The sequence below is a fragment of the Candidatus Methylomirabilota bacterium genome (genome assembly GCA_028870115.1).
Lineage (GTDB): Bacteria > Methylomirabilota > Methylomirabilia > Methylomirabilales > Methylomirabilaceae > Methylomirabilis.
This window is the reverse complement of the sequence record JAGWQH010000102.1, coordinates 1-12631: the sequence shown is the minus strand read 5'-3', so window position 1 is coordinate 12631 and position 12631 is coordinate 1. Positions and strand designations below refer to the sequence as shown.

The 12631-nt window shown below is 60.2% G+C and carries 12 protein-coding genes; all 12 read right to left on the bottom strand.

Annotated elements, in window-relative coordinates; all coding sequences use genetic code 11:
- Positions 1–272: 272 nt before the first annotated feature.
- A complete protein-coding gene (locus tag KGL31_11755; protein ID MDE2322566.1) occupies positions 273–1862 on the bottom strand; it encodes a SagB/ThcOx family dehydrogenase in 1590 nt (529 codons plus the stop codon).
- 102 nt (positions 1863–1964) lie between these two features.
- Positions 1965–2336, bottom strand: coding sequence for a VOC family protein (locus KGL31_11750; GenBank protein ID MDE2322565.1), 372 nt, complete (start codon positions 2334–2336; stop codon positions 1965–1967).
- A 32-nt stretch (positions 2337–2368) separates the two neighbouring features.
- Positions 2369–4003: an acetolactate synthase large subunit gene (locus KGL31_11745; GenBank protein MDE2322564.1), complete on the bottom strand. Its 1635-nt coding sequence runs from the start codon at positions 4001–4003 to the stop codon at positions 2369–2371.
- Positions 4004–4028: 25 nt separating this feature from the next.
- The gene (locus tag KGL31_11740; GenBank protein MDE2322563.1) at positions 4029–5447 is read right to left on the bottom strand and encodes an aldehyde dehydrogenase family protein; all 1419 of its coding nucleotides are present in this window, start codon (positions 5445–5447) and stop codon (positions 4029–4031) included.
- Positions 5448–5663: 216 nt separating this feature from the next.
- A complete protein-coding gene (gene moaA / locus KGL31_11735) occupies positions 5664–6683 on the bottom strand; it encodes a GTP 3',8-cyclase MoaA (protein MDE2322562.1) in 1020 nt (339 codons plus the stop codon).
- Positions 6684–6816: 133 nt separating this feature from the next.
- On the bottom strand, positions 6817–7158 hold the full coding sequence (locus KGL31_11730; GenBank protein ID MDE2322561.1) for a ferredoxin family protein: 342 nt from the start codon (positions 7156–7158) through the stop codon (positions 6817–6819).
- 79 nt (positions 7159–7237) lie between these two features.
- Positions 7238–7549: a DUF59 domain-containing protein gene (locus KGL31_11725; protein MDE2322560.1), complete on the bottom strand. Its 312-nt coding sequence runs from the start codon at positions 7547–7549 to the stop codon at positions 7238–7240.
- Positions 7550–7737: 188 nt separating this feature from the next.
- Positions 7738–8190, bottom strand: coding sequence for an SUF system NifU family Fe-S cluster assembly protein (locus tag KGL31_11720; protein MDE2322559.1), 453 nt, complete (start codon positions 8188–8190; stop codon positions 7738–7740).
- On the bottom strand, positions 8190–9410 hold the full coding sequence (locus KGL31_11715) for a cysteine desulfurase (protein ID MDE2322558.1): 1221 nt from the start codon (positions 9408–9410) through the stop codon (positions 8190–8192). The genes KGL31_11720 and KGL31_11715 overlap by 1 nt, the downstream gene beginning before the upstream one ends.
- Before the next feature lie 47 nt (positions 9411–9457).
- Complete coding sequence (gene sufD / locus KGL31_11710) at positions 9458–10852, bottom strand: Fe-S cluster assembly protein SufD (GenBank protein MDE2322557.1); 1395 nt, start codon at positions 10850–10852, stop codon at positions 9458–9460.
- A 14-nt stretch (positions 10853–10866) separates the two neighbouring features.
- Positions 10867–11637 carry a Fe-S cluster assembly ATPase SufC gene (gene sufC, locus KGL31_11705; protein ID MDE2322556.1) on the bottom strand — a complete coding sequence of 257 codons (771 nt, stop codon included), beginning with the start codon at positions 11635–11637 and terminating at the stop codon, positions 10867–10869.
- 79 nt (positions 11638–11716) lie between these two features.
- A partial coding sequence (sufB, locus tag KGL31_11700) for a Fe-S cluster assembly protein SufB (protein MDE2322555.1) occupies positions 11717–12631 on the bottom strand: 915 nt, incomplete at its 5' end.

Genomic DNA, 12631 nt, shown 5'->3' with positions numbered 1-12631 from the left:
TCAGCCCCATCTTAGCCTACTTGAGCCAATCCACACGATTGCTAACCTCTTGTAAGTATCCTATACTGCTGCTGGATTCGGGGCTCCATTCACGACTCAAAATCCCGCGGGCTTCGGTCCATGAGGGTTCGACTCCCTCCCCCGGCACCACAATTGCGCAACGGCTCTTGGCGTGCCACGCAGGCCGCCGAATTTCACCTTTATCGTCAGCGTTCCATCCACATCCGCGACGATCCTCTCCACAAACTACTCAATCGCCTCTAAGACACGGCTCACGTCCCCGCTGTTCGTTTCGGAGGAATTGATGATCTGAGAAGCTTCACGCGCCCTGGGACACGCGCCGATCGTCCCAGCGCGACAGCAAAGAGCGTAATCTTCCCCTGAGCGTGGGGGGAGAAGAAGCCGGTAACATCATCGTCATAAAAGGTGGTACCCGTCGCGCCTAAACCCAGGGCGTACGCACAGAGGTACATCTTCCCGCCCACGATCCCCGCCTCGAGCTGGGCAGCGCCATAGCCCCGATTTCCGTAGCACTCGAGGATCCGGTCCAGGTCTGTGAGGAAGAAAATGATAGTGCTCGCCTCGATGCCCAGCCCCTGCTCAAGGCAGAGGTAGCCTGCCTCGCGTCGAAATGTACCCTCTTTCAAGAGCTCAAGCGCCTGCCCAGATGGCGAGAAATAGAAGGCCCCTGTGGGAAGATCCTCAACTGAGTTGACGATGAGATAGGTATCCAGTAAGGTCGTTCCCGGCCCTCCGAGAAAGTCCGTCGGGATCCCGCGGCTGGATCGCTCAAGGATGGTAGAAAGCTGCCGGAATGAGATCGGCAGTTGAGCGAACTGGCGTGTTGAGCCCCTACGGAGAATGGCCTCGCCGAGGGTCCGGATGGGAGGGTGCTCGCGATCAATGGGGGTAAGAGGAAAATATTTCTCGCCGGGAGGCAGCGAGGGTCGCGGTACAAAGGCTGATCGCCAGGCTCGAATCTCCTCCTCACTTGCCAGCATGGAGGCTGCGCGTATCTGCGTGATCAGCGGATAATCCACCTCTCTTTTCGAGAGCGGGACGGTTTCTGGCGCAATCGGCGGGATCTCCGGCGGCTCCGGAGCAGGCGACTCTGCACCGATCGGGACCAGACAGAGACTTGCCTCGCGTTCACTGTCCAGACCAAGGAGGTGATCCACGAGGGCATCGATAAACCCTGTCACGACCTGAGACGAAAGCTGCGCGGAAGCAGCCGTGGCCAGCAGATTAGCCAGAATCGTTCCAGCGTCCCAGTAAAAGTGGCGGTAGGCTCTGGCCTGGTATTTCCAGGCGTTCCGCCAGAAGATGGCTGTCAGTACCACGGTGACAGGAGCGCCTGCGATCGACGCGTCGCCGGCCGTCGCATGAGCCAGCACTCCCCGAAAATCCCCCTCTCGCAACCGGCGGAGGGCGAAGTCGGTCGGGCAGAAGTGGTAGACTCCGGCGGGCAGTCCTGGAAGATCGCCGCAGACGGCGTAGATCTCGATCTCGTAGAGCGCGCCGGTGCAGGAGGCTGCACGAAAGTGCTGCACCTCACCCCCGGGGTAGATCTTCTTCTTGGTCAGACCTGTGCAAAAGAACAGGACCTGCGCCAGTCCGGCCAGATCAAGGATGCTCGTCCCGATTGACGGGAAGGCTCCGACAGCCTCGAGCGCATCCACGGCTGGCGGCGTCACATCACGCGGAATCGGGACGACCGGCAGCCCCGGGTATACCTTGTATTGACGCGGCTTGTTGGCCCAGTCGAGGAAATGGCCCCCTAAGCGGATACTCCAGTAGGAGTGTTTGGTTGCCGCATGGTAGTTGCGAGCCTCTTCGACATCGCGATTACTGATCGGGCACAAGGTGCTTCCGCCTCCTTTCCGTCATACCTCGCTCCACCGTATCAAACGCCTGGATCGCACCCGAGGCTTGTCACGGAAGTCGACATTCAGCGTGATGAGATCTTACACAGGTCCGTAGATCTCGAGGCGAATGCCGTCCGGACCGGTGAAATAGTAGGACTTGGCCCGGCCATCCTCATCGGTCCGCTCGTCTGTGATCTTTACGCCACGCTTCTCAAGTTCTTTGCGTGCGGCCTTCACGTCATCGACCGCGAAGGCCAGATGTCCTAGGCGCTGCGGCCCCTCGATCTTGAGTCCTGGCTGCTCCTCAAGAGCCACAAACGACCCCTCCGCATCACCGAGAAAGGTGTGTTTGCCGCCGCCGTCCGGGCGGCCGTCATATCGAAGCGTCAGGCCTAGCTTCTCTGTGTAGAACGCGATCGCCTCATCCATGTCAGAGACTACCAGATCCACATGATCCACACCCTTCAGCATCGCATCCCCCGTCCTGAATCACCCGCGTGCCGTCACAAGGGGCAGACGATCCGCCCCATCTTCTCTGCTAGTTTGAAGTTCTCGGCGTAGTCGACCGGGACATCTACAATGGACAGGCCTTGCCATTGACCGGCCTCCTCGAGGATGGGGCGAAGGGCTGCGGCCTCCTCTACTCGATAGCCCCTCGCCCCGAACGACTCGGCGAACTTCACAAAGTCCGGGTTCCCGAAGGAGACGCCCGATTCCCGGCCAAATCGAGTCAGTTGATGCCAGCGGACGACGCCGAAGCTGTCATCCCGGAGGATGACAATGACCAGACTGAGGCCCAATCTGACAGCCGTCTCCAGCTCCTGGCAGTTCATCAGGAAGCCGCCGTCACCGCTAACCGCGAGGATCTGCCGCTCGGGAAAAACCAGCTTGGCTGCAATGGCGGCCGGCAGCGCAAAGCCCATCGCGGCGTAGCCATTGGAAATGAGAACCGTGTTCGGGGCGAACGCCGGGAAGAGGCGGGCCACCCAGAGCTTGTGGGCCCCGACGTCGGAGACGAGGATGTCATCCCGCCCGAGCACCGCGCGGATATCGCGCAGGATCCGCTGGGGTTTGAGGGGGAAACCGTCGTCGTCGGCCTCCGCCTCGATCTCGGTCTGAATCCAGTGCCGAAGGACCTTGGCGGGGGCGGGATCTTTGGAGCCATGGACCTCCTCCGCGAGCAGCTCGAGGGCCTCCCGGACATCAGCAACGATCTCCACCACTGGTTGATAGTGACTATCTACCTCCGCCGGCGTGAAGTCGATATGGATCACCCGGCAGGTCCCGTCCGGATTCCAGAACTTCGGAGCATACTCCACCGGATCGTACCCTACGGCGATGATGAGGTCAGCCCGCTCTATCCCGCAGGCCACGTAGTCGCGAGCGTGTACGCCGATCGTCATGAGGGAGAGGTCGAAATCGGCCGGGACACACCCCTTGGCCATGAAGGTGTTGACCACGGGGATGCCGACTCGCTCGGCGAGCTTCCGGAGATCATGCGACGCCTTCCCGCGAATGACCCCATTGCCGGCCAGGATAAGGGGAAAGGAGGCTTCCTCGATCAACCTGGCTGCCGCGTGGAGAGAAGGGCGGTCGGGCGAGGGTCGCCGCGCCCGCTCCACTGTGAGCGGGATCCCCGCCACCTGCTCCCCCGCGACGTCTTCAGGCAGCTCCAGATGGCAGGCCCCTGGTTTCTCGGCCTGCGCAACCTTGAATGCCTTCCGCACCACCTCGGGGATGACCGCTCCAACCTCTACCCGCGTATTCCACTTAGTGATCGACCGGAAGTTCTCCACGATATCGATGTACTGATGCGACTCCTTGTGGATCCTGTCCCGGCCAGCCTGACCCGTAATAGCAACAAGCGGGGCGTGATCGAGGTTGGCGTCGGCGATCCCAGTGACCAGGTTGGTGGCGCCAGGCCCCAGGGTGGCCAGACAAACCCCGGCCGTTCCAGTCAGACGGCCGTAGCAGTCGGCCATGAAGGCCGCCCCTTGCTCGTGGCGGGTCGGGATGAAGGTGATACGGGAGTCGAGGAGGGCGTCCATGAGGTCCAGCGTCTCCTCACCAGGGACGCCGAAGACATAGCGTACCCCCTCCTGCTCAAGGCATCGAACCAGAAGCTCGGCGGCCTTCATCGAGGTCCGTCCTCCTCGAACATTGCTAATCCTTCAGGTGGAAGCAGACCAGTTTCAGCTCGGTCATCTCCTCGACGGCATAGCGCGGGCCTTCCTTGCCGAAGCCGCTCTCTTTCAGCCCTCCGTACGGCATCAGGTCGGCACGCCATTGAGGTCCCCAGTTGATCATCAGGTTGCCCGCCTCGACCTCGCGCGCGAACCGCATCGCCCACTCCAGGTTTTCGGTGAAGATGCCGGCTGCCAGGCCGTAGATTGTATCGTTGGCAAGCGCAATCGCCTCGTCGATTGTGTCGAATCGCGTGACCGCGACGGCCGGCCCGAACAGCTCATCACAGAAGATCCGCATGTCGGGCCTGACGTCGGCGACGACCGTGGGGGCGTAGACCGCTCCCTGACGCACTCCACCCGTCACAACCTGCGCGCCGCTTGCCACCGCCTCATCCACCCACTCCTCAACCCGGATGGCGTCCCGCTCGCGGATCATCGGGCCTACCTTGGTGCTCGCGTCCAGGGGGTTACCGGTGATGAGCGCCTCCACCTTGGGTTTCAAGGCGTCCAGAAAATCGCCGTAGACCTTTTCGCTGGTCAAGACCCGTTGGGTGGAGATACAGACCTGCCCGGCGTTCGTGTAGCCGGTCGCCGCCACAGCGGCAGCGACCTTGTCGAGATCGGCATCGGACATAATGACGACGGGCGAGTTACTGCCGAGTTCCATCGTGACCTTCTTGATTCCGGCCATCCGGCAGATCCGCTCGCCGACGTCGCGGCTTCCCGTAAATGTGATCTTGCGGACCCGCCGATTGCTGCACAGCGCGTCGCCAATTACCGCCCCTGAGCCGGTCAGACAGGCGATTGCCTCAGTCGGCAGACCCGCCTCCAGCAGGATCTCTGTAAGCTTCAGTGCCGAGAGAGGGGTATCGGTGGCCGGCTTGATGACGACCGCGTTGCCCGCCGCCAAGGCCGGTCCGACCTTATGGCATACCAGGTTCAGCGGGAAGTTGAAGGGACTGACAGCGACCACAATCCCGCACGGCACGCGCAGCGTAAAGCCGAACTTGCCGGAGCCGCCCGGGGCCCCATCAAAGGGGACGGTCTCGCCATGCAGGCGCTTGGCCTCCTCGCCCGACAAGGTCAGGGTCTGCACAGCCCGGCTCACCTCATAGCGCGACTCGGCCAGGCTCTTGCCCTCCTCGAGGGTAATGGTTTTGGCGAACTCCTCACTCCGAGCCTCAATCAGCTCTGCCGCCGCTTTCAGAATTTGATAGCGGCCGTAACCGGAGAGCGCTGCCATCGTCCGTGCGCCACGAACTGCGCCCTCCAGGGCCTTCTCGACATCGCCCAAGTCCGCGCAGGGCACGGTATCGACGACCGTCCCATCATACGGGTTAAGGACATCGATCTTCTTTGCCGTATCGACCCACTGTCCGGCCACATACATCCGCATCGCCTTGTTCCCTCTCCAGTCGCCCTACTTCAGTGATTACGAAATCGGATACGCGCCCTATGGATGGACCCACTTTATATTGTAACAGGAGTCGGGCATTACGAATCTGGTGATGAGTCAAAAACAGAAGAAAGGTTCAGGTGGCTGGAGAGGATTTCACGTGCTTGGCTTGTTTTGCGTAGGATTGCCGTGACAGGACGGCAGGTCTGTGACCCGTTACCCGCCCCTGGTATGCATTTCAAGGCGAGGGTCTGCTCTGAGGCCCTCGACCAAGACCAACACGTCTCTCGCCCGGAGTTCTTTCCGCTCTTCGGCGCCGCGATCGCGTCGCCCGGTCCATCCGGAGACGATCATGGACATCAACTCTGCTTTCGAGGCCCCGGCCCGTAGCGGTGTCCGCAAGTCGATCCCGCGGTGGGCGTACAGGCATAAGTACCATGTCCCATCGGCAGTAAGCCGGCTCCTGTCGCAGGTACGGCAGAACGGCGTGGTTGTGGATGCAACGATGCCGAAGACTGTGCCATCCGGCAGGACAAATCGATCGGCAGGCGCCCAGCCCGTCTCAACGACCGGCTCAATACGGCCGTACTGTCGCGTGAGCACCTCAAGCATCTCCGCCCTGGAAAAGACCCTGTCCGTCGACCACTGGGTCGCGCCACCCACGTCCATGTACTCAATGAAGCGGACCTCGGCGTTGATCTGCTTGCCGAACTCCAGTAGATCGACGAGTTCATCCTCGTTGAATCCCCGCATGACCACACTATCAATCTTCAATCCCTTGAAGCCGACCTGTTGAGCCGTCTTGATCCCGTTCAGCACCTTGTCGTGGGAGTCTCTTCGTGTGAGTACTCTGAAACGATGAGGGCGAAGGGTGTCCAGACTGACCGTCACGCGGTGCAGGCCGGCGTCATACAGCGCCTGCGCGGCCTCCGCCAAAAGAACCCCGTTTGTGGTGATGGCAAGATCCTCGATCCGCGGGTTGCGCGCCATCATCTCCACCAGAGCCGCAAGGTCTCTGCGGACGAGCGGCTCGCCCCCCGTCAGGCGAATCTTGTTGACGCCAAGCTCGGCGAAGATATCCACCAGGCGACTCGCTTCCTCCAGCGTCAGGATCTCCTTGCGCGGCAGCCAGACGTACTCTTCCTCAGGCATACAGTACCGGCAGCGCAGGTTGCACCGATCGGTCACCGACAGGCGCACACTGCGAAGCGGTCTGCTCAACAGGTCAAAAAACATCCGCCAAACCTTTCAGGGCTCTACTTCGAGATCCGAGCCGTTTACGCAACCCGGCAGCCGGAGCGATCTTGGGTCTCGGCTCTACCTTTCGGCTTCCAAGATCCAAGATCGCCCGTACTGCCGACCTCGCAGGTTAGTGCTTCGGAGGATACTTCTTGTAATAGAGATTGGCGACGCTCCCCTCTTCCTCCTTCTGGGCTTCCCACGCCGCCCGCTGGACCGCCACCGGAAGGGTATGTCCATCCTTGCACGCGTCGGCGTTCATCTGGATGAAATTGTGCCACTGCTCCGGCACCTGGCTCGCTTCAAAGATCGCGGCAACCGGGCACTCCGGCTCGCAGGCGGCGCAATCGATGCACTCCTCCGGGTGAATAAACAGCAGCTCCTCGCCCTCGTAGAAACACTCCACCGGGCAGACATCTACACACGCATGGTCTTTGGTGCCGATACATGGATCGGCTACGACGTACGCCATTGTTCTTCTCCTCGCTGACTAAGTGTTTGTGGTTGACTGAAGTTCTGATACACGCGCGAACCTACTACTACCGCTACTACTACAGGAAACCAAGCTGAAGCTTGGCGGCTTCGGACAGCTTGGATGGATCCCATGGAGGGTCCCAGACCACCTCGACCTCGGCATCTGTCACGCCAGGAACGGACCGCACCCTCATCTCGACTTCAGCCGGCAGCTGTGCGGCGGCTGGACAATGAGGCGACGTGAGGGTCATCACCACCCTGGCTAAGCCGGAAGGCTCCACCTTGACCTCATAGATCAGCCCCATATCATAGATATTGACAGGGATCTCCGGGTCATAACAGGTACGGAGAACCTCAATGACCTCTGCCTCGATCTCACTCGTATCCATCATTGATTGGCCCTCATCTCATACAAGAATATTGAGCAATACCCCATGCACGGTGGCGTACCCATGGACATGAAAGTCCGAACCTCCTCACCTTCATCCTCTCCCCCAGGTATGAGGGGAGAGGAGGTCTTTTCGGGGTACCCCCTCGCCTCTATTGGGGGAGAGGGCGGGGGTGAGGAGGGACCTTCCTACTCCGTCGAGGCAACCTGCGCTCTCCCCTCCAGCGCGGCATGCAACGTATGCCACGGCAAAGTCGCGCACTTGACCCGAACCGGGAACTCTCGTACGCCCGCAAAGGCCGCGAGCTTCCCCACTGCAAGCAGATCAGATGCAGCCTCCGGATCGGCCGTAACCATTCTATGGAACGTACCGAAAAGGCTCTCGGCTTCTGCTGTCGTCTTTCCTTTCACAATCCCGGTCATCATCGATGCGGAGGCCTTCGAAATTGCGCAGCCCGATCCCTGAAAGGCGATCTCCTTGATCACATGATCTTCCACACGCACGTAGACCGTGATCTGATCGCCACACAGCGGATTGTACCCTTCCGCCGTGCGGTTCGCGTCTTCCAGTTTTCGGAAATTTTGCGGCCGCTTATTATGGTCAAGGATGACCTCCTGATAAAGTTCACGCAAGTCCGTCATCAGCCGAACAGCTCGGTGACCTTGTAGATCGCCTTTACCAGCGCATCGATCTCGTCTCGCGTATTGTAAAACGCCACCGACGCCCTGGCGGTGGCCGGCACGCCAAACCGCTGCAGCACCGGCTGAGCACAGTGATGGCCGGTCCGGATCGCAACCCCCTCTTGATCCAGGATCGTGCCGATGTCGTGCGCATGGACACCGTCAAGGACAAAGGAGAGGATACTCGCCTTCTCTTTGGCGGTCCCGATGATCCGCAAGCCCGGGATGGCGGACGTGGCATCCGTCGCATACGCCAGCAACTCATGCTCGTAGGCGGCGATCTGATCCAGCCCGATGCCGCTTACGTAATCGATCGCCGCGCCGAGCCCGATAGCGCCCGCAATGTGGGGCGTCCCGGCCTCGAACTTTAACGGCGCCTCGTTGTAGATCGTCTTCTCGAAGGTAACCGAGAGGATCATATCGCCCCCGCCCTGGTATGGCGGCATGGCCTCAAAGTGGCGAGCCTTTCCGAACACGATGCCGATGCCGGTGGGACCGAACAGCTTGTGACCGGAGCATACATAGAAGTCGCAATCCATCGCCTGCACATCCACCGGCAAATGGGGCGCGGCTTGGGCGCCGTCGATCAAGACGGGCACGCCTCGCTCGTGCGCCATCTTAATCACCTGCTTCACCGGGTTGACCGTGCCAAGAGCATTTGAGACGTGCACGATCGACACCAGCCGCGTTCTCGCGCCGAGCAACCGCTCGTATTCGTCGAGTCGCAACTCACCGTCATCGTTGATCGGCACGACCCGCAGAAGTGCGCCGGTTTCCTGACACACGATCTGCCACGGAACGATATTCGAGTGGTGCTCCATCTCGGAGATGAGGATCTCGTCCCCCGCCGTCAGACGCGGCCTGGCAAAGCTGTGAGCCACCAGGTTAATCCCCTCTGTGGCACCGCGAACGAAGACGATCTCGCGCGCATCCCTCGCGTTGAGAAACCGCGCCACCTTTCTCCTGGCGCCCTCAAAGGCCTCCGTGGCCCGCTCGCTCAAGAGGTGGACCCCCCGGTGCACATTCGAGTTTTCAGCCAGGTAATACTGCTCCATCGTCTCAACAACGATCTTCGGCTTCTGACTTGTGGCTGCGTTGTCAAGGTACACCAGCGGCCTGCCGCGAATCTGCTGCCGCAGAACGGGAAAATCCTCCCGGATGCGCTCCACGTCAAATGCCATGCGCGTCTCACGCTGCACATCCTGTGCGGTCATCGCTGTGACTGCTCTCATGTCGTCTCCTCCGGCGAGGTGCCATCGCGAAGCCGCGTGAGCAGGAGCGCTTCGAGCCTGACTCGGATCGACTCAACCTTGATCCGGCTGAGCAACTCGCTCGCAAACGCATAGGTCAGCAGGCTCCGGGTAGTCGCAAGATCGAGGCCGCGAGAGCGCAGATAAAACATTGCATCCTGGTCATGCTGGCCGATTGTGGTGCCATGGGTGCATTTCACGTCGTTGTTAAAGATCTCCAACTGCGGCTTACTGTCAATAACGGCGTCTTCGGAGAGCAGGAGGTTCTTATTGACCTGCCTGGCGTCGGTTTTCCGAGCGGCCCCATGAACGACGACCTTGCCGTTGAAAACTCCCCTCGACTTCCCATCGAGGATACCCTTATAGAGTTGACGGCTGCTGCAATGTGGCTGAGCATGATCGATCCGCGTGTGGTTATCCACATGCTGCCGACCCGCCACCATATAGAGACCGTTGAGAGTACACTCCGCACCCTCCCCCTCGAGCGCTACGTTCAGATTGTTGCGGACGAGCGCGCCGCCAAGATCAATGGCGTGGGACGAGAATGTGCCGCTGCGACTCAGCCGTGCCTGCACCGTTGCCACGTGAAAAGCCTCCTTGCTTTCCCGCTGCACCTTATAATAGTCGATCACCGCGTTCTCGCCGCCGACGATCTCAGTGACCGCATTGGTACAATACACGTCGTTGCTCGCACTAACATAGCTCTCGACAATCCGAGCCTGGCTACGGGATCCGACTACGATCAGGTTCCGCGGATACCATACTGCGGCGGAACCGCTCTCATCGTCAGCCGACCTGGACGGCCTGTCCTGAGCCGAGTCAAAGGCCGCCGAGGAGACGAACAGCAGATGGATAGGCATCTCAACGATCGTGCCCTTCGGGATGGATACGAACGCCCCGTCCTCCATGAAGGCCGTGTTGAGGGCCACAAACGCCTGATTGTGGTAACCGGCGTGCTGAGCCAGGTGCGGCTCGACCGAGGCCGGGTTGCAGGCGAGCACCGTTGCCAGGCTGCCCACTACGACACCTTCCGGAAGCTTCTCAAGCGACGAAAGATCGGACGAGAACTGGCCGTTCACGAAAACGAGTTGAGCGCACGCCACGTCTTTAAGGGTAAAGGGCTCAAGACGTTCGACCGGTAGCGTTCTCCGGACCTGTCCCGCACGTCTGAACGGGGTCTTGACGATCGGGGCAACATTGGTATACTTCCAATCCTCGAGCCGGGTCGTGGGAAACCCCAGCTCGACGAACCGTCCGAACGCCGCCTTGCGGATCTGGTTGATCCACTGGGGTCGCCTGCCCGCGTCCTCCCTCTCAAACCGCTCAAAGTCCAGACGATAGCTGTCCAGCTCTTCCGCAACTTGAAGCATCACGCTGCCGCTGTCTCCTACACGACCGGCTGCTGGGTAAGTTCAGCTTCCGCCTTGATCCAGTCGTACCCTTTCGCCTCGAGCTCGTGCGCCAGATCCTGCCCGCCTGACTTGACAATCCGCCCCTCAAAGAGTACGTGGACGACGTCGGGAGTGACGTAATTCAGTAACCGCTGGTAATGGGTAATCAGGATCATGGCGCGATCCGGGCTCCTGAGCGCATCGATACCGTTCGCCACAATCCTCAAGGCATCGATATCCAGGCCGGAATCAGTCTCATCCAGAATCGCCAACTTGGGGTCGAGTACGGCCATCTGAAAGATCTCGTTTCGCTTCTTCTCCCCGCCCGAGAAGCCTTCGTTGAGTGAACGATTCAAGAGGCTTTGGTCCAACTCGACGAGCTTCATCTTTTCCTTGATCAGGTTGAGGAAGTCGATGGCATCAAGCTCTTCGAGGCCGCGGTGCTTCCGTATGGCATTCACTGCCGCCTTCAAAAAGTAACTCGTACTCACCCCTGGGATCTCGACCGGGTATTGGAAGGAGAGAAAAATCCCCTCGCGAGCGCGCTCTTCCGGGGGCATTCGGAGCAGATCCTTCCCCTCGTACACCACCTCGCCAGCCGTCACTTCATAACCATCCCGACCGGCGAGCACGTGGGCCAACGTGCTCTTGCCCGAGCCGTTAGGACCCATGACAGCATGGACCTCGCCATGCTTCACCACCAGATCGACCCCGCGCAGAATTACGGCGCCCCCTACCTTCGCGTGCAGGTTTTTAATTGTGAGCAATCTATTATTCTCTCTAAATAGATGTAGGGGCAGGGCTAGCCCTGCCCGAAAAGGGCGCGGCAAGCAGCGCCCCTACCTCTTAGCCGACGCTCCCCTCGAGGCTTACACCCAGCAGCTTCTGGGCCTCTACAGCAAACTCCATCGGCAGTTCGCGGAACACCGTCTTGCAGAAGCCGTTCACGATCAGATTGACGGCATCCTCGGCCGAGATCCCGCGCTGCTTGCAGTAGAAAAGCTGATCCTCGCTGATCTTCGAGGTGGAGGCCTCGTGCTCGAGCTGCGAGGAGTCGTTGTTCACCTCCAGATACGGGAACGTATGGGCTCCGCACTTGTCGCCGAGCAGCAAGGAATCGCACTGCGAGTAGTTCCTGGCGCCGGTCGCTCCCTTCATGATCTTCACCAGCCCCCGGTAGCTGTTCTGCCCGTGGCCGGCAGAGATTCCCTTCGAGATGATGGTGCTCCTGGTGTGCTTGCCAAGATGGATCATCTTAGTGCCGGTATCCGCCTGCTGATAGTGGTTGGTCAGCGCAACCGAGTAGAACTCTCCGGTCGAATCGTCGCCCTGCAGGATACAACTCGGGTATTTCCAGGTGATCGCCGAGCCGGTCTCCACCTGCGTCCAGGAGATCTTAGCGCGCTTCCCCAGGCACTTGCCCCGCTTGGTCACAAAGTTATAGATGCCGCCCTTGCCCTCCTTGTCTCCCGGATACCAGTTCTGGACCGTCGAATACTTGATCTGGGCGTCGTCGTGAGCGATCAACTCCACCACCGCCGCGTGCAACTGGTTCTCGTCCCGCATTGGGGCGGTGCAGCCTTCAAGGTAACTTACATAGGCGCCCTCATCTGCAATGATCAAGGTCCGCTCGAACTGGCCCGTCTCGGCCGCGTTGATCCGGAAGTAGGTTGAAAGCTCCATCGGGCAACGGACGCCCTCGGGCACGTAGACGAAGGTGCCGTCGGAGAAGACCGCGCTGTTGAGGCAGGCGAAATAATT